Annotated in this window: 20 protein-coding genes and 3 tRNA genes; 16 read left to right on the forward strand and 7 right to left on the reverse strand. The window is 58.8% G+C overall.

Going from position 1 to position 18290, the window contains the following annotated elements; all coding sequences use genetic code 11:
- Window positions 1-118: 118 nt before the first annotated feature.
- Window positions 119-1489 (forward strand): class II 3-deoxy-7-phosphoheptulonate synthase, encoded by a 1371-nt coding sequence (locus AKU79_RS11440; RefSeq protein WP_050523722.1) that lies wholly within the window; start codon window positions 119-121, stop codon window positions 1487-1489.
- Window positions 1490-1566: 77 nt separating this feature from the next.
- On the opposite strand, the gene AKU79_RS11445 is transcribed toward AKU79_RS11440, so the two are convergent.
- On the reverse strand, window positions 1567-2271 hold the full coding sequence (locus AKU79_RS11445) for a PAS domain-containing protein (protein WP_197087301.1): 705 nt from the start codon (window positions 2269-2271) through the stop codon (window positions 1567-1569).
- 240 nt (window positions 2272-2511) lie between these two features.
- On the opposite strand from AKU79_RS11445, the gene AKU79_RS11450 reads away from it, so the two are divergent.
- From AKU79_RS11450 to AKU79_RS11480, 8 genes are all read left to right on the forward strand, one after another.
- Window positions 2512-3405 carry a YicC/YloC family endoribonuclease gene (locus AKU79_RS11450; RefSeq protein ID WP_050523724.1) on the forward strand — a complete coding sequence of 298 codons (894 nt, stop codon included), beginning with the start codon at window positions 2512-2514 and terminating at the stop codon, window positions 3403-3405.
- A 2-nt stretch (window positions 3406-3407) separates the two neighbouring features.
- The gene (gmk, locus tag AKU79_RS11455; protein ID WP_156209675.1) at window positions 3408-4055 is read left to right on the forward strand and encodes a guanylate kinase; all 648 of its coding nucleotides are present in this window, start codon (window positions 3408-3410) and stop codon (window positions 4053-4055) included.
- Complete coding sequence (locus AKU79_RS11460) at window positions 4052-4570, forward strand: gamma carbonic anhydrase family protein (protein WP_050523726.1); 519 nt, start codon at window positions 4052-4054, stop codon at window positions 4568-4570. The genes gmk and AKU79_RS11460 overlap by 4 nt, the downstream gene beginning before the upstream one ends.
- 51 nt (window positions 4571-4621) lie before the next feature.
- On the forward strand, window positions 4622-5650 hold the full coding sequence (locus tag AKU79_RS11465) for an N-acetylneuraminate synthase family protein (protein ID WP_050523727.1): 1029 nt from the start codon (window positions 4622-4624) through the stop codon (window positions 5648-5650).
- A complete protein-coding gene (locus AKU79_RS11470; RefSeq protein ID WP_197087303.1) occupies window positions 5647-6249 on the forward strand; it encodes a rhamnan synthesis F family protein in 603 nt (200 codons plus the stop codon). The genes AKU79_RS11465 and AKU79_RS11470 overlap by 4 nt, the downstream gene beginning before the upstream one ends.
- A 19-nt stretch (window positions 6250-6268) precedes the next feature.
- The gene (locus AKU79_RS19295) at window positions 6269-6424 is read left to right on the forward strand and encodes a hypothetical protein (protein WP_156209679.1); all 156 of its coding nucleotides are present in this window, start codon (window positions 6269-6271) and stop codon (window positions 6422-6424) included.
- 130 nt (window positions 6425-6554) lie between these two features.
- Window positions 6555-6791 (forward strand): hypothetical protein, encoded by a 237-nt coding sequence (locus AKU79_RS11475; RefSeq protein WP_156209681.1) that lies wholly within the window; start codon window positions 6555-6557, stop codon window positions 6789-6791.
- A 4-nt stretch (window positions 6792-6795) separates the two neighbouring features.
- Window positions 6796-7569 carry a glycosyltransferase family 25 protein gene (locus AKU79_RS11480; protein ID WP_050523730.1) on the forward strand — a complete coding sequence of 258 codons (774 nt, stop codon included), beginning with the start codon at window positions 6796-6798 and terminating at the stop codon, window positions 7567-7569.
- A gap of 11 nt (window positions 7570-7580) precedes the next feature.
- Here AKU79_RS11480 and AKU79_RS11485 read toward each other — a convergent pair whose 3' ends face one another.
- Window positions 7581-8318, reverse strand: a complete 738-nt coding sequence (locus tag AKU79_RS11485; protein WP_050523731.1) for a hypothetical protein — start codon at window positions 8316-8318, stop codon at window positions 7581-7583.
- A 153-nt stretch (window positions 8319-8471) separates the two neighbouring features.
- Between AKU79_RS11485 and neuC the strand changes: the two genes are divergently transcribed.
- Genes neuC through AKU79_RS11500 form a run of 3 tightly spaced genes read left to right on the forward strand, consistent with a single transcriptional unit; the run spans window position 8472 to window position 12100 of the window.
- Window positions 8472-9593 (forward strand): UDP-N-acetylglucosamine 2-epimerase, encoded by a 1122-nt coding sequence (neuC, locus tag AKU79_RS11490; protein WP_050523732.1) that lies wholly within the window; start codon window positions 8472-8474, stop codon window positions 9591-9593.
- Window positions 9586-10830 carry a 3-deoxy-D-manno-octulosonic acid transferase gene (locus AKU79_RS11495; RefSeq protein ID WP_050523733.1) on the forward strand — a complete coding sequence of 415 codons (1245 nt, stop codon included), beginning with the start codon at window positions 9586-9588 and terminating at the stop codon, window positions 10828-10830. Before neuC ends, AKU79_RS11495 begins: the two co-directional genes overlap by 8 nt.
- Window positions 10823-12100: a 3-deoxy-D-manno-octulosonic acid transferase gene (locus tag AKU79_RS11500; RefSeq protein ID WP_050523901.1), complete on the forward strand. Its 1278-nt coding sequence runs from the start codon at window positions 10823-10825 to the stop codon at window positions 12098-12100. The genes AKU79_RS11495 and AKU79_RS11500 overlap by 8 nt, the downstream gene beginning before the upstream one ends.
- Here AKU79_RS11500 and AKU79_RS11505 read toward each other — a convergent pair.
- The gene (locus tag AKU79_RS11505) at window positions 12090-12797 is read right to left on the reverse strand and encodes an acylneuraminate cytidylyltransferase family protein (RefSeq protein ID WP_050523734.1); all 708 of its coding nucleotides are present in this window, start codon (window positions 12795-12797) and stop codon (window positions 12090-12092) included. The two genes, AKU79_RS11500 and AKU79_RS11505, sit on opposite strands and share 11 nt — an antisense overlap.
- Before the next feature lie 154 nt (window positions 12798-12951).
- On the opposite strand from AKU79_RS11505, the gene AKU79_RS11510 reads away from it, so the two are divergent.
- From AKU79_RS11510 to AKU79_RS11525, 4 genes are all read left to right on the forward strand, one after another.
- Window positions 12952-13027: transfer RNA gene (locus tag AKU79_RS11510), tRNA-Val, on the forward strand.
- Between the two features lie 369 nt (window positions 13028-13396).
- Window positions 13397-13473: transfer RNA gene (locus tag AKU79_RS11515), tRNA-Asp, on the forward strand.
- A 31-nt stretch (window positions 13474-13504) separates the two neighbouring features.
- Window positions 13505-13581, forward strand: a tRNA-Asp gene (locus AKU79_RS11520).
- Window positions 13582-13643: 62 nt separating this feature from the next.
- Complete coding sequence (locus tag AKU79_RS11525; RefSeq protein WP_050523735.1) at window positions 13644-13862, forward strand: hypothetical protein; 219 nt, start codon at window positions 13644-13646, stop codon at window positions 13860-13862.
- Here AKU79_RS11525 and AKU79_RS11530 read toward each other — a convergent pair.
- The 4 genes from AKU79_RS11530 to AKU79_RS11545 all read right to left on the reverse strand — a co-directional run bounded on the left by AKU79_RS11530 (window position 13852) and on the right by AKU79_RS11545 (window position 18243).
- Window positions 13852-14289, reverse strand: a complete 438-nt coding sequence (locus AKU79_RS11530) for a GNAT family N-acetyltransferase (protein WP_050523736.1) — start codon at window positions 14287-14289, stop codon at window positions 13852-13854. The genes AKU79_RS11525 and AKU79_RS11530 overlap by 11 nt on opposite strands.
- A 139-nt stretch (window positions 14290-14428) precedes the next feature.
- Window positions 14429-16576 carry a malate synthase G gene (locus tag AKU79_RS11535; protein WP_050523737.1) on the reverse strand — a complete coding sequence of 716 codons (2148 nt, stop codon included), beginning with the start codon at window positions 16574-16576 and terminating at the stop codon, window positions 14429-14431.
- Window positions 16577-16678: 102 nt separating this feature from the next.
- Complete coding sequence (locus AKU79_RS11540; protein WP_050523738.1) at window positions 16679-16858, reverse strand: DUF2256 domain-containing protein; 180 nt, start codon at window positions 16856-16858, stop codon at window positions 16679-16681.
- On the reverse strand, window positions 16858-18243 hold the full coding sequence (locus AKU79_RS11545; protein ID WP_050523739.1) for an FAD-binding domain-containing protein: 1386 nt from the start codon (window positions 18241-18243) through the stop codon (window positions 16858-16860). The genes AKU79_RS11540 and AKU79_RS11545 overlap by 1 nt, the downstream gene beginning before the upstream one ends.
- Window positions 18244-18290: the final 47 nt, after the last annotated feature.

Raw genomic sequence — 18290 nt, forward strand, 5'->3', positions numbered from 1 at the left:
GTTACACCGAAACAGGAAAACGACGGCTGGGCAAGGGGGGCTGGGCCTTTCACCCTTTGCTTTCCGTCTACATCTGCCTATACAACAGCCCGATACCGCTAACTTTCGGAGAAGACCGATGACGCAAGCTTGGAAAAAATCAGATTGGCGCAGCAAACCTCGGGTGCAAATGCCCGATTATCTGGATGCAGATGCCTTGAACGCCGTTGAGGCCCAGCTTGCGAAATATCCGCCGCTGGTGTTTGCCGGCGAGGCGCGGCGCCTGAAAAAGCAATTGGGGCTGGCCGCTGAAGGCAAGGCCTTCTTGTTGCAAGGCGGCGATTGCGCCGAAAGCTTTGCCGAGTTTTCTGCTGACAATATCCGCGACACCTTCCGCGTGATGCTGCAGATGGCAGTTGTGCTGACCTATGGCGCGAAAGTGCCGGTGATCAAGGTAGGCCGCATGGCAGGGCAATTCGCCAAGCCACGCTCGGCGCCCACCGAGGTGATCAACGGTGAGGAATTTGCCAGCTACCGTGGTGACATCATCAACGGGTTTGATGCCACGCAGGCCAGCCGGATCCCCGATCCTGCCCGCATGTTGCAGGCCTATACCCAAGCCGCAGCCAGCCTTAATCTGCTGCGCGCGTTTTCCACTGGCGGCTTTGCCGATATTCACCGCGTGCATTCCTGGACGCTCGGTTTTGCCGAACACGACAAGGCCGAACGCTACCGCGAACTGTCGAACCGCATTTCCGATGCGCTTGATTTCATGGCGGCGGCAGGCGTTGACAGCTCGACCGCGCATCAACTGAGCCAGGTCGATTTCTACACCAGCCACGAATCCTTGCTGCTGGAATACGAAGAGGCGCTGTGCCGTGTAGACAGCATTTCCGGCCAGCCGGTTGCAGGTTCGGGCCATATGATCTGGATCGGCGACCGCACCCGTCAGCCCGACGGTGCACATGTTGAATTTGCGCGTGGCGTGTTGAACCCGATCGGGTTGAAATGCGGCCCGACAACAACAGCCGAAGACCTGAAGGTGCTGATGGCCAAGCTGAACCCGCAAAACGAGGCGGGCCGGCTGACGCTGATCGCGCGCTTTGGCGCGGGCAAAGTGGGCGACAACCTGCCACGTCTGATCAAAACGGTACAGGAAGAGGGCGCAAACGTGCTGTGGACCTGTGACCCGATGCACGGCAACACGATCAAAGCGGCCAGCGGTTACAAAACCCGTCCGTTTGAATCCGTGCTGCGCGAAGTGCGCGAGTTCTTTGCCGTTCACCATGCAGAAAACACCATCCCCGGCGGCGTTCATTTTGAGATGACCGGCAAGGATGTAACCGAATGTACCGGCGGTTTGCGCGATGTCACAGATGAGAATCTGGCCGATCGTTACCACACCGCATGCGACCCGCGCTTGAATGCAAGCCAATCGCTGGAACTGGCGTTCTTGGTGGCCGAAGAGCTGTCAAAGACCCGCCTTGCCGAACGTCGCGTCGCTTTGTGATCTGACTTTGGTTTAAACTATAAGAAAGGGCACCAACCGGTGCCCTTTTTTCATTCCATAACGGGCAGGGCCGCGCGTCAGTCGATCAGCCGCAAATAGGATGGCTTGGCGGGTTTGCCGTCAGTCTTTTTCTTGTGGTTAAAAGGCGTTGGCGATTCGGCAAAATCCATTATTCTGGCGTTGGTAATGACCTTGGGCGCAAAGCCATTTGCATCATTTCCAAAGCTTGGGCCAGAACTTGGGCCAGCACTTGGCGCAATGCTTGCCACTGCGGTAACACTCGCCTTTTCAATGATAAAACGGCGCGGGCTGCGGCCAATATTGCCCTTCAACGCAAAACAACCAAGCGCAAGCCTGATTTGCCCGGTTTCATCGCGCAACGGCAGCACCAGCAGTTTGGCGCTCAGGCTTGGTTTAATAAGGCCTCCGCTGGCCTGAAGCGTCATCTCCATGATCGCCGGGCTGTGGAACACCTGCTCCAGCTTGCTGGCCAATGCGGCGCGGGCCTCTGGCACAAAAACCACCGACAGGGGCAGACCGCGTACATCCATCCCCATCACATCTGACAAATCCATGCCGGCGATGCGAAACCGCGCCATGCCCGGCGCAACCCGTTCAATCAGAAACGTGCTCGACAACACCTCTTCTATGCCGCGCGGGTCAATATCGCGGCGCAACGGAATCTCGCCATCTTGGCGCAGCGCCTCCCAATAGGCGCGGACAAGCGCCATCGACTTGGTGCGATCAGACGAAAAACTGTCACTCTCGTTTGTTGTTGTCATGTTGCTTGCCATCAGACCGCGCTTGCCACGGCCCCCTTTGATACCTTTGCCAACCCAAACCGCGCGACGCCGCCACCTTGGCCAAAGAGGCGGGGTGACATGGTTAACGATACGGCAATCTAGGTTACTCAAATATTAATATACACAAAACGGGCTGCACTCAGAGAAGAATCTCTATAAATGGTAAATGCATGTCCAACCGGGCGGGTGTTGCGTAAACGATAGTCGAGGCTTTTGCATATGACACAATCAATGACAGGGTTTGCCACGCGGCGTGGCCAGTTTGAGGCACAGTCTTGGGTGTGGGATATGCGCTCGGTCAATGGCAAAGGCCTTGATTTGCGGCTGCGCGTGCCCGATTGGATCGACGGGCTAGAGGCACAACTGCGGGCCGTCATGTCCAAGCGGCTGAACCGTGGCAATGTCAGCCTGACGTTGAAAATCAGCCGCGAGGCGGGCGCCGATACCCCGATGCGCATAAACCCTGCCGCCCTTGCCTCGGCGCTGGCCATGCTGGCCGAGGTAGAGGCCAAGGCGATGGACATCGGTGTGACACTGGCGCAGGCCAGTCAGGCCGATATTCTGTCATTGCGCGGCGTGATGGAACAGGCAAACGACGCCGACGATACAGCCCCGCTGCTGGCCGCCCTGATCGCGGATTTTGACGATCTTCTGTCCGATTTGCTGGTGATGCGGGCCAATGAGGGGCGCGCCCTGCAAAGCGTCATTCTGGATCAATTGGACCAGATTGAGGCGCTGGTACAGGATGCCACAGCCGCTGCCGATGCACGGCGCAATGTGGCGGCAGCAACCCTGCGCGACAATGTGACAAAACTGATGCAAGCTGCTGATACTTTGGATGAAAACCGTATCGCACAAGAGCTGGCCTTGCTTGCCGTCAAAGCCGATGTCACCGAAGAATTGGACCGCCTGCGCGCCCATGTTTCCGCCGCGCGCACCTTGGTGGCTGCCGATGCCCCGATGGGCCGCAAGCTCGATTTCCTGATGCAAGAGTTCATGCGCGAGGCCAATACCCTCTGTGCCAAGGCGCAGGCCGCAGCGCTTACACGGGTCGGGCTTGACCTTAAGACCGTGATTGATCAGATGCGCGAACAAGTACAAAACGTGGAATGAATATGTCTGATACACCGAACCGCCGTGGGCTTTTGCTGATCCTGTCATCGCCTTCGGGGGCCGGAAAATCGACACTCGCGAAACTGCTGATGGCATGGGACCCGAGCTTGCGCTTTTCCGTTTCCGCCACCACCCGCGCGCCCCGTGCAGGCGAGCAGGACGGGCGCGAGTATTATTTCCGCAGCCGCGCGCAGTTTGAGGCAATGATCGCTGCCGGCGAAATGCTGGAACATGCCGAGGTGTTCACCAATTTTTACGGCTCGCCCAAAGCGCCGGTCGAGGCAGCAATGGCCGAAGGCCGCGACACGCTGTTTGATATTGACTGGCAGGGTGGCCAGCAAATCCGCAACTCGTCACTGGGGCGGGATGTGGTCTCGATTTTCGTGCTGCCGCCGTCGATTGCCGAGCTGGAAAGCCGCCTGCGCGGCCGCGCGCAAGATAGTGATGAAATCATCGCCGGCCGCATGGCAAAGTCGCAATCCGAAATCAGCCATTGGGCCGAATATGACTATGTTCTGGTCAACCGCGATCTCGACCAAACCTTTACCCAGCTGCGTACAATCCTTGAGGCCGAGCGCCTGCGCCGTGACCGCCAGCCGCAGCTTTCCGGCTTTGTACGCGGCCTGAATCAGGAGTTTGAGACAAGATGATCTATGCGCTTGACGGTATTGCCCCCGAAATCCACCCCGATACATGGGTTGCAGATGATGCCAATGTCATTGGCAAGATTGTGCTGGAACAAGGCGCAAGCATCTGGTTTGGCAGCACTTTGCGTGGCGATAACGAAGAAATCCGCGTGGGCGAAAACAGCAACATCCAGGAAAACTGCGTGCTGCACACCGATATGGGGTTTCCGCTGACCATCGGCGCCAATTGCACGATCGGGCATAAGGCAATGCTGCACGGATGCATGATCGGTGATGGCACCTTGATCGGGATGGGCGCTGTGGTGCTGAACGGCGCACAGATCGGCAAAGGCTGTCTGATCGGGGCAGGGGCGCTGATCACCGAAGGCAAGGCTATCCCCGATGGCAGTTTGGTCATGGGCGCGCCGGGCAAAGTGGTGCGCAGCTTGGACGCGGTGGCGCAGGAAAAGCTGTTGAAATCGGCGGCGGGATATCGCGCAAATATGCAGCGTTTTCGGACAGGGCTAAAGCCGGTCTAGGCGCGCCCCCGCGATCAGGTTACAACGCGGCAAACGCATAAGGAATAAGCTATGAAGATCGGCAATCGCAGCATCGGCCCCAACCATCCGCCCCTCGTGATCGCCGAAATCGGCATCAACCACGGTGGCAGCCTTGAGGTAGCGAAAGAAATGGTGCGGCTGGCGGCCCTGTCGGGCTGCGAATGTATCAAGCACCAAACCCATATTCTTGAAGACGAGATGACGGATGAGGCCAAGTCGATCTTTCCGCCCAATGCCGATGTCTCGATCTGGCATGTGATGGAGGCCTGCGCGCTGTCGCTGGACGATGAGCGCGCGCTGAAAGCCTATACCGAAAGCCTCGGGATGATCTATATCTCGACCCCCTTCAGCCGCGCCGCCGCAGATTTTCTGGAAACACTGGATGTCGCCGCCTATAAGATCGGCTCGGGTGAGGCCGATAACCTGCCACTGATCCGCCATATCGCGCGCTTTGGCAAACCGGTCATCATGTCAACCGGTATGCAAAGCATCGAATCTGTGCGCGCCAGCGTGGCGATTCTGGATGAGGCGGGCGTAGACTATGCGCTGCTTGAATGTACAAACCTGTACCCCAGCCCGCCCGAAATCGTGTCTTTGCAAGGGGTTACCGACCTGAAAGCCGCTTTTCCGCGTGCTGTCGTCGGCTTTTCCGACCATTCGATCGGGCCGGAAATGGCGCTGGCCTCGGTGGCTTTGGGCGCCAGCATTCTGGAACGCCATTACACCGACAGCCGTTACCGCAAGGGGCCGGATATCATCAACTCGATGGACCCTGTGGAATTGAAATTCCTGATTGACCGGTCGCGCGAAATCCATACAGCCCTGCACAACCCAAAACAACGTACCGAGGCTGAAGAGCCCGTCTACCGCTTTGCCCGCGCCAGTGTGGTGGCCGACCGCGATTTGCCCGAGGGCCACGTGATCACCGAATCCGACATCTGGGCCCGCCGCCCCGGATCGGGAGAGATTGCGGGCTATGAGTTCGACAAGGTTGTCGGCAAAACCCTGACCCGCGCTGTGACCCGCAACTCACAGCTGAAATGGAGCGATCTGGCGTGATCCCACTCTGGAAACTGAAGCGTGAACTGAAACGACCGATGGACCAACTGCGCTCGGTCGTGCTTTACCCTATCGATTTGGTGACCAAATGGCACCATGACCGCAACTTTCACAGCGCGATCAAATTGACCAAGGGCGATCAGCCTGCCGGTCAGAAGTTTGCCCTTTTGCTGATTTATCAGCCAAAAAAACTTACGCGCTCTACACTTTTGACCTGCCAACATCTGGTCGACAACGGCTATTCGGTTCTGGTGGTTTCAAACACCGCTTTGCCCGATGATGCGCGGGCGCAACTGGCACCCGTGACCTGGCAAATCCTGGAACGGCCGAATATCGGCTATGATTTTGGCGGCTATCGCGATGGCTTGCGCGTTCTGCGCGAGGCGAATGTGGATATGCAGGCCTTGGTCGTTTTAAATGACAGCGTTTGGTGGCCTTTATGCGCGGGCGATACAGCGTTGGAGCGCGCCGAGACGTTGGGCGCAGATGTTGTCGGCATGATCTTGCGGCCTTACGGTCGGGCGCGCAAACGCTCCAGCGTGCGTACGCCGCATCTGCAATCTATTCTTTGGGTTCGAGCACAAAGCACTTGCCTCTGAAGGGTTCAAGCGGTTTTGGGTGGATTACCGGCTGTCCAGCTTCAAATACAACGCGATCCGCTATGGCGAATTGCGCCTAACGCATGCGCTGGTCAACGCCAAGCTTACGGTTGCGCCGTTGTTCACCTTTGACGATCTGATGGAAAAACTGCAAACGCAATCTTCGGACTATTAGCAGAAGATTCAAGTCAAGGCACCCTGAGCAAAAGCATATTCAGGCGTATTGACGTTACGCAACAGTCAATGCGTTTGGCAGCAGCCGAAAACCGGGATGACGCTGGCGCGATGCGGTGTTTGACTTGTTCATGACGATCGACAGTCGCAGCGAATTCCACCTGACCTTGCGCTATCCTACCGTGGATTTGTTGGGGTTTAACCTTCTAAAGCGCTCATCAGGCGAACCCGTCGGGTCTATGCACCATGTCGCGCGCCGCGACTATCTTGGGGCCGTAGAAAATGGTGAGCTACCAGCGCCTATGCCGGAAGTTCTGGCTGAAATTCAAGAACGCGAACGGCTTGGTTCCGTAGCGGTTGGGCGCTAGCAAAATGGGGCAGGCACCGGAATCCACCCAACCCGAAATCGCGGTCTTTCTGATCAATCTGGAGCGGTCTGCAAAACGCCGCGCGGATATGGAAGCACGTCTTGATGCGCTCGGGTTATCCTATACGTGGTTCAAGGCAATTGATGGCAAGGCGCATTGGGATGAACTTGCTCCAAGCGTTGATACCATTGCCTTTGAGCGAAACACCGGGCGACATGTCTTGAAAGGTGAAATAGGCACCTATCATTCGCATCTTGGGGTTTGGCAGGCGTTCTTGAAAACCGACAAAGACGTGGCACTTGTGCTTGAAGATGACGTCGTGTTTCACGACGATTTTCTGGCGGCTCTCCAGCTCGCCAAAGAGTCCGTCCACAGTTGGGACTTTCTAAAGTTGAACAAAATCCGCGCAAAGCATCCGGTGCGTCAGGCGACGCTCGGGCCTTATGCGCTGAATGCCTATATCGGGGCCGCGACGGGGCTGGGGGCCTATCTGATTACCCGCGATTTGGCAGCGCAGTTGTTGCAAAACATGCTGCCAATAACCCGCCCGATTGATCATGAACTGGACCGGACATTTCATCATGATTTCAGGCATTTTGGCCTGGAACCCTTTCCAAGCCATGTTGACGACGGAAACGAAAGCACGATCACAGGCAAAGGCTTTGCCGATGTCGTAAAGTTTCCGGCTTGGCAACGGTTGCCCAATTATGCCCTGCGGTTTCGCAACCTGTTTGGCAAAATCATACATATGGTAAGGCGCGGGATGCTCTGGCCCTGATAAAACCGGACCTAGGTCTCCCCGCCATTCTCGCGCCAATAGGCCTGCATCCAAGGCACCGCTTTGGTCCCGTAATGCGGCAAACGATCCCAGTTTTGCCCGGTTGGGCGGATAAGATCAATCGGACGCGGCCGCCCGTGAAATGCAAGTACCTTTGCCGATGGCAGAGGCGCCTTAGGCCCAATGAAGTGATCAATCAAAACAGGTCGGCGCAGGTGAACTTTGAAACTGATGACCCAACCCTTGGGCCAATGCCGCACATCGGCAACCTCTCCATGCAGATAGGCTTGCTCCAACCCGTATTTCCCAGCCAGACGGTCTCGGTCTTTGCGAATGCGGTCGACAAGATAGCCCAAGCTGCCGATCGTGAACGCAAATATACTCGACATAGTGCTTGGCGCGGCAGTTTTGCTTCGCCAGGCAGCCTCATCAATTGCGACCAGATCGCCTTCGACTTCAAAGAATGGGGTCAGATCTTGCAAGATCACCATATCAAGGTCGATGAACAAGGCGCGGCCCGAAAGGCCATAAAGGTCAGACGAAAACAGGCTGAACTTGGGCCAGGCGCCATTATACCAATGGTGGTTTTCAAGGCCAATATCGGGGATGGGATAGCTCTCGATCCCTTCTTCAAACCCGCTTGAATCATCTGTCAGACAGACAAAGCGAAACGTGCCGGGGAGGTGCCTTTTGACTGCATTATAAAGGACATTCACGTATTCTGCGGGGTAAAGTGTGCCCCACTTCATACATATAACGACGCGCTCTTGCTGCAAATTCGTTTCCTTTCCCGACTTTAACTGCCTGACTAAAGGGTTTTGAGTGGCTTTTCCAGTCTGCAAAACCCTTGTACTGTCCGGGCGCAAATGCAATGCAACACGTGAACCGAATAAAGGCAACACATGACCCATTCGATCCTTTTCGTTACGGGAACCCGGGCCGATTTTGGTAAGCTGGAACCACTTGCGGTTGCCGTTCGTGATGCCGGTTTTACGGTGTCGTTCTTTGTGACCGGCATGCATATGATGGCGCGGTACGGGCTGACGAAGCTTGAGGTGCAGCGCATGCAGGGCGTGGCGGTGCATGAATATCTGAACCAACGCCCCGGCGATCCGCAAGATATGGTGTTGGCCAAAACCGTCATGGGGTTTTCCGATTTCATCACCGAAACCAAACCCGATCTGATCATCACCCATGGCGACCGGGTAGAGGCGCTGGCCTGCACTTTGGTTGCGGCCACCAATTACATCCGCTCGGGCCATATCGAGGGCGGCGAGGTTTCGGGCACGATTGACGAGATTTTCCGCCACTGCAATACCAAGCTGGCAACCGCGCATTTTGTCAGCTCGGATTCTGCCGCCCGTCGCGTGATGGCCTTGGGCGAACCTGCGGCGGCAGTGCATGTCATCGGCTCGCCCGAGCTTGATTTCCACTCTCAGCCCAGTGGCGTGACGCTGGACGAGGTGCGCGCCCGCTATGGTATCACGTTTCAGGACTATGGAATCGCGGTGTTTCATCCCGTCACATCCGAGCAGGCGACGATGGGCGCGCAGGCCCGCGACCTTTATGGCGCACTTGTGGATTCGGGGCGCAATTTCGTGCTGATTGCACCGAACAATGACCCAGGCTCCGAAGATATTTTCAAGGTTATCAACGCCCTGCCAAAAGATAGGTTCAGGCTGATTCCCTCGATGCGGTTCGCGCATTTCTCGGAGCTGATGAAAAACGCGGCCTGTATGGTGGGCAATTCCAGCGCGGGCGTGCGCGAGGCGCCGTTTTTGGGCATCCCGTCATTGGATATCGGCACACGCCAGCACAACCGCGCTGATGCCCCCTCGATCACCTTTGCCGATGCCGCCGACAGCGCCAAAATCGCAGGGTTCCTCGCACAAAACTGGGGCAAATCGCATCCGCGCCACGAAGGCTTTGGCTCGGGCTCTTCGGCCGAACGCTTTGTCGCAGTGCTAAAGGACGCAGGCTTCTGGGCGCGCGGGTTGCAAAAAGAGTTTCAAGACAATGGCTAAGGCCGCGAACGCCAGTGTCGCTTTGCGCGGCTACAGTCTGCTTACGCAGGCGCTTGCGCCGCTTGCCGTGCTTCACCTGAAAAAGCGTCTGCACAAAGGCCGCGAAGATGCCACGCGCTGGCGTGAAAAGCTGGGGCAGGCGGGGCAGGCACGGCCAAAAGGGCGGCTGATCTGGTTGAACGCAGTCGGCATTGGCGAGGTTATGGCCCTGCGCGGCTTGATCGAGGCGATGGGCCGCGCCGACCCAGAGGCGCATTTTCTGATCACGTCTTCGGCGCGGTCCTCGGCGCAGGTGATTGCCGCAAACCTGCCCGCCCGCACCATCCATCAATATCTGCCGCTGGATGCACCCGGTTTTGTTGCGCAATTTCTCGATCATTGGCAGCCTGATCTATCCATCTGGGCCGAGCAAGACATCTGGCCCAACGCAGTTTATGCCTGCGACCAGCGCGGTATTCCTTTGGTGCTGCTGAATGCACGGATTACCGATGCCTCGGCGCAGAAACGTCAATTTATCAAGGCTTTGTACCGCGACACCTTGCCAAGGTTTCAGCGCGTTATCGCCCAGGATGCCACCAGCGCTGCGCATTTAACCGCCTTGGGCGCGCGCGATGCGCAGGTCATGGCGTCGTTGAAATCGGCCGCCCCGCTGCTGCAGGCAAACGCCGCTGCGCTGACCGAGATGGAAAACCGGTTCAAATCCCGCAAAGTCTGGGTCGCCGCCTCGACCCATGTCGAAGATGAAATTATCGCCGAGGCCACGCAACAGGCGCTGTTTGCCGCCGATCCAAGCTGGCTTTTGGTGCTTGTGCCGCGCGACCCCAAGCGAAACCCTGCGCTGACGATGCCATTCGTGCGGCGCAGTACAGGTGAGGCATTGACCGACGAGCCGATCTATCTTGCCGATAGTTTTGGCGAGTTGGGGCTGTGGTACCGCTTGGCCACTGCCGCCCTGATCGGTGGCAGTTTCGGTGCCGTCGAAGGTCATAACCCGTGGGAGGCCGCCGCCTTGGGCTGTGCTGTGCTGCACGGCCCGCGCGTAGGTAACTTTGCCGCCGATTACGCCGCCTTGCATGTGGCCGATGCTGCGCGTGAGGTAACCGATGCCGCCGCGCTTGCCGCCGCACTGCAAAGCAATGATCTGACACAACAAGCCTTGCGCGGGCAATCGCTTGTACGGCGTGCGGCACCTTTGGATGATCTGGCAGGCGCTTTGCTGGGGATGGTCCATGCCTAAATTCCCATCGCCAAAGCTGCGTCTGGCGCTTGCGGCCTATGCCGCGCTCTGGGTTTTGGGCCTGCCTGTCGTGCTGGTTTATCTTTGGCGGCGCGGGCGCAAAGATGCCGATTACAGCGCCAATATCGCCGAACGTTTCGGGTTTTATTCTGCGCCCAAGCGGGGCAGCATCTGGGTGCATGCCGTGTCTCTGGGCGAGCTGCGCTCGGCCGTGCCGCTGATCAACGCGCTGTTGGGGCAGGGCGAAAGCGTGGTCATCACCCATTTCACCCCCGCAGGCCGCCGCGAATCGACGCGTGTCTTTGCCAAGGCCATCGCCGCCGGGCAGGTACGTGTGGTTTGGGTGCCGTTTGAAATCGGCCTGTGCTTTGCCGGCTTTTTCCGCGCCTTTGCCCCGAAATACGGGCTGGTGATGGAGATCGAGATCTGGCCGCGCATGATCATGGCGTGTCGCGCCAAGGGCGTACCCCTGTTCATGTGCAACGCGCAATATCCCAGCAAAAGCTATGCCCGTGATGGCCAAACCGGTTTGCGCGCGCAGCTCATGCAGGGCTTTGCCGGCGCTTTGGTGAAATCCGATCTGCAAGCCACCCGCTTTGCCTCGGTCGGCGTGCAAAACATCCAGATCACGGGCGAGTTGCGCTTTGATCAGCCCATCCCACAGGCCCAAATCGCGGCAGGTGCGGCGCTGAAACCTGCACGGGATGTCGTCGTGATTGCCAGCGCGATCGAAGGTGAAGACGCCGGATATATCAGCGCAATCAAGGCGGTGCAGGCCGTTCGTGACACGCTGTTCGTCTATGTCCCGCGCCGCCCCGAACGCTTTGCCGAAGTGGCCGATCAGCTTACCGCCGCAGGCCTGCGCATCGCCCGCCGGTCAACCACCCTTGGCCCCGATCTGTCGGGCAGCATTCCTGTTGATATCGACGTGTTCTACGGCGACAGCCTGGGCGAGATGTATTTCTACCTTGCGATGGCTGACCGCGTTGTCGTCGGCGGCGGATTCAACCCCAAAGGCGCGCATAATATTATCGAGCCCTTGGCGCTGAAAAAGCCGGTTCTGGTCGGCCCTGAAACCTTTACCATCGAATACCCCTTTGCCGAGGCTGCGGTCGCAGGTGTGGCGCGCTCGGTCCCCGATGCCACAGCCCTTGCCGCCGCGCTGATTGCCCGCGACGACCCAACGCCTGCACAAATCGATGCGTTCTTTGCCGCCCACGCCGGCGCCACCCAGCGCACCTTGGCAGGTATTGCCAAACTCAGGGCTTAAGCCCCGCGTCAATCTGCTGCTGCAACAGGAATTCCACAATCTTCAGGTCGAACGGGCTGTCAATATCGTGGCAACGCTCGGGCGACAGAACATAGGGAATCACCCGCCCGTCATACAGCCCTTCGGCACGGCGCAGATAGTCGGGCGCCACCACATAAACCACGCCGACATGCTCATAGACCACAGGCGCCTGCTGACGCGCCAAAACGCGGCCGGGCAGGGGCTTGGACACATGCAAGGCACCGCTCTCATCCGGCTCGACAAGGTTGAAATAGGGGTTCTTGCGCGCCTCGCAGCATGACATCACCATATCGGGCTGCTCATTGGCAAACAGCGCCAGCGCATCGGTGATATCTTGCGGCAGCCGCAGCGGCGAGGTGCAGTCGAGGTCCAGAAACGCCGTGGCGGGGCCAGTGATCGCCTCGGTCACGCCAAGCGCGTGCTGCCAGACATGAAACTTGCCTGCCGTATCCGTGGCCAAATGCGCAGGCCGCAGCCCGATTTCCAGCGCCCCGCGCTTTACGGCATGGGCGTACATTTCCTCATCATCCGTTGATACCACCACCGCATCGACCTGCGGATCGGCGAAAAGCTGATCCAAAGACCAATCCATCAGCGGCTTGCCACAGATCGGGCGAAAGTTTTTTCCCGGCACGCCCTTAGACCCTTTGCGCACCCCGATATGGCCAATAATCATCGCATTCCCCTTTTTTGCAGGCCTTTAGGAATGCCCCTGTTCGCCAGCCTTTGCAATCTGTTGCGCATTCAATCGCAGCTAATTTCATTTGTTTGAAAAAATGCTGAAAACCCCTCTTGCACCCCGCGGAATCATCGGCTATTCCACCGCCAACGGGTTGTTAGCTCAGTTGGTAGAGCGCTTCGTTTACACCGAAGATGTCGGCGGTTCGAGCCCGTCACGACCCACCATCCCCCTCCTTAGTTGAATACTATCAGTGACTTGGGCGCTGTCCGCCTAAGTCTTGCGCCGCTCGGCAACGCGCGCCCACATGTCCCTTTCCCCATGCCTCACCTTGCGCTCTCGCAGGCCACGACCACGCTAGCGACGAGGGGACGGCAAGCAGACTGCGCGGGCCACAAGACCCCTCTGGCCTTCCTCAAAAAAACAAGGCTGCCGCAAAGCCCGGTTTTCGCAGCATCCGCTTGCCAAATCCCCGCCCGACCAAAGCCTGAAAATTATTCCTGCCCCAAGGTGTGAAAAAACCGCATTGGCCGCTTGACGCCGCCTGCGCCCCACCGTAATACCGCCACACGTTCGGGCGGGCCCGGATGGCATACGCGGTTGTAGCTCAGTTGGTTAGAGTACCGGCCTGTCACGCCGGGGGTCGCGGGTTCGAGCCCCGTCAACCGCGCCAGCCATCCGCCCGCCCCGAACGTAAAAAATGCGCGGTTGTAGCTCAGTTGGTTAGAGTACCGGCCTGTCACGCCGGGGGTCGCGGGTTCGAGCCCCGTCAACCGCGCCATTTTTACCTATTCACTTCGTGGAATATGTGCTGTAGAAAAACCCCAAAACATCGGGGCTCCTATGGCTTTTCTTGACGGCATTCCGCTTACCCTGCTTATCCTCGCGGCGCTCACACTCGGCCTCGCGCCATTCTTTCCCGAACCGCATCTGTGGGAAAAGCTGAAAATGCTGGCCGCAGGCACGCTGACCCGCCCGTTTGATATATTTGACCTGCTGCTGCACGCGGCACCCGTGCTGCTTTTGATGGCAAAACTGGCGCGTATGGCGCTCAAAGCTTAAGGCGATAGCGCACATGCCCGTCATAGGGCGCATAGCTGTCATACAGCGCCCGCGCCCGTGCGTTGCCCTCATCCGTGTGCCAGTATAGCCGCGCATATCCCTTGGCGCGGCAAATCGCGATCAGATCATCCAGCAACGCACGGCCCAGACCACGGCCCCGCGCCGCCTGCGCCAAAAACAAATCTTCCAAATAACAATCCGGCGCGGCAACCCAGGTCGATAGATGCGTATGGTGCAACGCAAAGCCCAGCACCTCGCCATCCACCACCGCCACCCGCCCGCGCAACAGCGCCGCAGGGTCCACCAATCTCGCCCAGGTCTGATCGGTGACTTCAGCGTCCAAACTCACCTCGTAAAAGGCCAGATACTGTGCCCAAAGCCCGCGCCAAGCCGCCTCATCACTTGCAACAAGATCCCTGATTTCCACGCCAACCGACCCCTATCATCTATCTAAAAATATCCCACGGGGGTCCGGGGGGGTGAAACCCCCGGCTTTGCCCTCGGGTCCGGGGACGCGTACGCCCGGCTCTGCCCTCACACCCAAAGGCCGCCGGTCGCAGTGGCGCCTACCGTTTCCCCAGCGCCTTCAACTGCAACCGCCGCGCATGCAGCACAGGCTCGGTATAGCCCGACGGCTGCTCTCTGCCCTTGAACACCAGTTCACAGGCCGCCTTAAAGGCGATCCCGTCAAATCCGGGCGCCATCGGCACATAGGCCGCATCACCTGCGTTCTGACGGTCTACCACTGCGGCCATTTTCTGCATCGCGCCCATCGCGGCCACCTCGGATACCACACCATGATGCAACCAGTTCGCCAGCGCCTGCGACGAAATCCGGCAGGTCGCGCGGTCTTCCATCAAGGCGACATCGTGAATATCCGGCACTTTCGAACAGCCGACCCCTTGGTCAATCCAGCGCACCACATAGCCCAAAATCCCTTGGGCGTTGTTTTCCACCTCTTGCATGATCTGCGCCTCGGTCCAGCGGCGATAGGTGGCCAGCGGAATATCCAGCACCGCATTCACATGCGCACGCCGCCCGCCGGATGCCAAACGCTTTTGCACCGCGAACACATCGATCTTGTGATAATGCAGCGCATGCAACACGGCGGCGGTGGGTGAGGGCACCCAAGCACAATTCGCACCCGCCTTGGGGTGGTCGATCTTTTGCTCCAGCATCGCGGCCATCAGGTCGGGCATGGCCCACATGCCCTTGCCAATCTGCGCACGCCCCGACAGCCCGCATTCAAGGCCAATATCGACGTTCATCGCCTCATAGGCGCCAATCCAGCCTTTGCGCTTGATGAAGTCCTTGCGGCTGAACGGGCCTGCCTCCATGCTGGTATGGATTTCATCGCCAGTGCGGTCCAGAAACCCTGTATTGATAAAGCACACGCGTTGCTTTGCGGCGCGGATACATTCTTTCAGGTTCACCGTGGTACGGCGTTCCTCATCCATAATCCCCAGTTTTACCGTGTATTTCGGCAGGCCCAGCATTGCCTCAACCGCGGTGAAAATCTCATCGGCAAAGGCCACTTCTTCCGGCCCGTGCATCTTGGGCTTCACCACATAAACCGAACCTGAAACCGAGTTCCCGCCCTTGGCTTTCAAGTCATGCATCGCAATCAGCGTGGTGATGCAGGCATCCATCAGGCCCTCATAGGCCTCATTGCCATCCTTGTCGCGCACGGCGGGGTTGGTCATCAAATGCCCGACATTGCGCACCAGCATCAGCGCGCGCCCCTTCAGCGCAAAAGGCGTACCATCGGGCGCGGCATAGTCGCGGTCGGCACTCAGGCGGCGCGTCATCCGCTTGCCGCCCTTGTCAAAGCTGTCCTCCAGATCGCCTTTCATCAGGCCCAACCAGTTGGAATAGGCCAGCGTCTTATCCTCGGCATCCACACAGGCCACCGAATCCTCGCAATCCATAATTGCAGAAACCGCCGCCTCAACACGCACATCGGCCAGCAGCGCACGGTCATGGCTGCCAATCGGATGGGCGCGGTCAAACACCAGTTCCACGTGCAAGCCGTTGTTTTTCAACAGCACAGCATCGGGAGCCTTAGGATTGCCGCGATAGCCTGCAAATTTCGCAGGCTCCATCAGCGGCAAATCATCGACCAGCAACTGCCCGCCCGAAACATGATAGCGCCGCACATCCGAATGGCTGGCCCCTTTGATCGGAAAGGCCTCATCCAAAAACAGCCGTGCCCGTGCCACAACCCTAGCGCCATGCCCGCGCTCATACCCGCCTTTGGGCGGCTGCACGCCCATCGCATCGGTGCCATAAAGCGCGTCATAGAGGCTGCCCCAGCGGGCATTTGCCGCGTTCAACGCAAAGCGCGCATTGGTAATCGGCACCACCAGCTGCGGGCCGGCGATGCTTGCAATCTCGGGGTCGGTGTTTTGCGTTTCTATCGTGAAATCAGCGCCTTCCGGCACCAGATAACCAATCTCGGTCAAAAACGCCATATAAACATCGGCGTCATGCGGCTGGTCGCGGTGGGCGATATGCCACGCATCAATCTTGGCCTGAAGCGCATCACGTTTGGCCAGCAAGGCACGGTTCTTGGGGCCAAGCGTGTTGATAACCCCCGCCATGCCCGCCCAAAACGCATCCGGGCTGACGCCAGTGCCGGGCAGGGCCTTGTCTTCTATAAACTGCACCAGCTGCGCGTCTACCGTGATTCCGCCCTTGTCCAACATTTGCGCCATCGCCTTGTCTCTCCTGTTTCGCGTTACGAAATAGTTAGGAGCAACCCTGCACAAAGGCAACAAAATAGCCTTGTTTTACGGCTTTGATTTGCCACATCACTTTCATAAATTTTTTGAAAGTTGCGCCAGATTTGCCGATTTTCCTTTGCTGCCACGACAGCGGTCCGAGCAATAGCGCACCTCATCCCATACCTTGGCCCAGGCCTTGCGCCAGACAAAAGGCCGCCCGCAAGTCGCGCAAATCTTTTGCGGCAAATGGTGTTTTTCAATCCGTTTTGCCATCACAAATCCAGACAAAGCTGGCCCGCCACAGGCAGCCGCACCCGCCGCATGCCTTCGCCAGGGGTCTTGAAAAACCGGCCATGCCCCGCGCAAGGCTCGATCAACACCGGATATTGTGGCACGCACCTGCGGCGCATCACCGCCCGTGCCTCGCGTGCGGCAGTGGCAATATCAACCACCGGTTCGGGGTAGCGCCGCCCCAAAACCGTTTGCGCAGCGGGCCATTTCCACGGGGTTTGCAAAACCGCCTCTGGCACCCCCGCCAGTTCCGGCACCCAGCGGCGGGTAAAGGCACCGTTCGGGTCATGCAACTGGCCTTGTTTCACAGGGTCGATCAACCGCGCGCGTTGCCCGTTTGCACCCGCCAACCGCTGCACCAAAGGCCAATGAATGGCCGGGTCATAGTCGGTAAAGCGCCGCGCCAAAACATGCCCCACGGCCCGCCAATCCAGCCGGAAGTGATGCACCGCAACCGACGTCAGCATCGCCCGCGCGGCAAAATTTATCCACCCCGTTGCGATCAGATAGCGCATACAGGCATCCACATAGGGCAGGCCGGTTTGCCCCTTGCGCCATGCATCAAACAAAGCATTGTCTTCTTGCGACAAGGTTAAATCCGTTGCCCCCGCCAGCTTGCCCGATGCACCGATCCGCCCCTGAAACGCCCGCAGGCTTGGCCCCCATTCGCCACCCGGCCGCGCGTCAATCCGGGCTTGGGCTGCCAAAGCCAACGCGCGCCGCGATACCGCGCCCACCGCCAGATAGGGCGACATGCGCGACGAAACGCGCTCGGCGCTTGTCACCGCATCGCTGCCGCTGGCATAGCCAAGCCCGCGATGCGCCAGAAAACTGTCCAGCAGCGCCTCGCCTTGTACCCGCCCGCCGATCTGGCGATGCGGGCAGTCATCAACCGCCATCCGCAAGGCCCGCGCGTTGGGAATAACCCCTGGCTCGATGCCCGCAACCATCCGCAGCGCAGGGGCTGCCAGCATCTCGGGGCCAGTTTGCGCCAGCTCGACCCATTCTATCCCTGCGCCATTGGCCCAATCGCGCACCCGCGCATCACGGGCCTGCGCCCAAGCATTGCCCGCAGCTTTATGGCTGACAATCCGCGTGATCGCGTTTTGCTTGCACAGCCGCGCCAGCACCTCAACCGCGTCACCACAGCGCACCACCAAGGGCGCCCCCAGCGCCGCCAAATCGGCCCGCAGCCCTGCCAGCGTTTCCGCAACAAACGCCCATTGCCGCGCCGAGGCATCCGGCAGCGCCCAGGCCTCCGGCTCGGCAATATACAGCGGCAAAACCGCGCCAGACCCTGCGCCGAAACACAGGGCAGGGTGGTCCTCCACCCGTAAATCGCGCTTATACCAAACCAGAACATTCATAGAACATAGATGTAGCGTCCCGCGCAGATTCGTAAACCCCCTATTGT

The sequence above is a fragment of the Pseudorhodobacter wandonensis genome (genome assembly GCF_001202035.1).
GTDB classification, from domain to species: domain Bacteria; phylum Pseudomonadota; class Alphaproteobacteria; order Rhodobacterales; family Rhodobacteraceae; genus Pseudorhodobacter; species Pseudorhodobacter wandonensis.

Excerpts from the sequence above, each read along its gene's own strand:
- AKU79_RS11440 (WP_050523722.1), top strand. The coding sequence starts at position 119 with ATGACGCAAGCTTGGAAAAAATCAGATTGGCGCAGCAAACCTCGGGTG.
- AKU79_RS11445 (WP_197087301.1), bottom strand. The coding sequence starts at position 2,271 with ATGACAACAACAAACGAGAGTGACAGTTTTTCGTCTGATCGCACCAAG.
- AKU79_RS11450 (WP_050523724.1), top strand. The coding sequence starts at position 2,512 with ATGACACAATCAATGACAGGGTTTGCCACGCGGCGTGGCCAGTTTGAG.
- gmk (WP_156209675.1), top strand. The coding sequence starts at position 3,408 with ATGTCTGATACACCGAACCGCCGTGGGCTTTTGCTGATCCTGTCATCG.
- AKU79_RS11460 (WP_050523726.1), top strand. The coding sequence starts at position 4,052 with ATGATCTATGCGCTTGACGGTATTGCCCCCGAAATCCACCCCGATACA.
- AKU79_RS11465 (WP_050523727.1), top strand. The coding sequence starts at position 4,622 with ATGAAGATCGGCAATCGCAGCATCGGCCCCAACCATCCGCCCCTCGTG.
- AKU79_RS11475 (WP_156209681.1), top strand. The coding sequence starts at position 6,555 with ATGACGATCGACAGTCGCAGCGAATTCCACCTGACCTTGCGCTATCCT.
- AKU79_RS11480 (WP_050523730.1), top strand. The coding sequence starts at position 6,796 with ATGGGGCAGGCACCGGAATCCACCCAACCCGAAATCGCGGTCTTTCTG.
- AKU79_RS11485 (WP_050523731.1), bottom strand. The coding sequence starts at position 8,318 with ATGAAGTGGGGCACACTTTACCCCGCAGAATACGTGAATGTCCTTTAT.
- neuC (WP_050523732.1), top strand. The coding sequence starts at position 8,472 with ATGACCCATTCGATCCTTTTCGTTACGGGAACCCGGGCCGATTTTGGT.
- AKU79_RS11495 (WP_050523733.1), top strand. The coding sequence starts at position 9,586 with ATGGCTAAGGCCGCGAACGCCAGTGTCGCTTTGCGCGGCTACAGTCTG.
- AKU79_RS11500 (WP_050523901.1), top strand. The coding sequence starts at position 10,823 with ATGCCTAAATTCCCATCGCCAAAGCTGCGTCTGGCGCTTGCGGCCTAT.
- AKU79_RS11505 (WP_050523734.1), bottom strand. The coding sequence starts at position 12,797 with ATGATTATTGGCCATATCGGGGTGCGCAAAGGGTCTAAGGGCGTGCCG.
- AKU79_RS11525 (WP_050523735.1), top strand. The coding sequence starts at position 13,644 with ATGGCTTTTCTTGACGGCATTCCGCTTACCCTGCTTATCCTCGCGGCG.
- AKU79_RS11535 (WP_050523737.1), bottom strand. The coding sequence starts at position 16,576 with ATGGCGCAAATGTTGGACAAGGGCGGAATCACGGTAGACGCGCAGCTG.
- AKU79_RS11540 (WP_050523738.1), bottom strand. The coding sequence starts at position 16,858 with ATGGCAAAACGGATTGAAAAACACCATTTGCCGCAAAAGATTTGCGCG.
- AKU79_RS11545 (WP_050523739.1), bottom strand. The coding sequence starts at position 18,243 with ATGAATGTTCTGGTTTGGTATAAGCGCGATTTACGGGTGGAGGACCAC.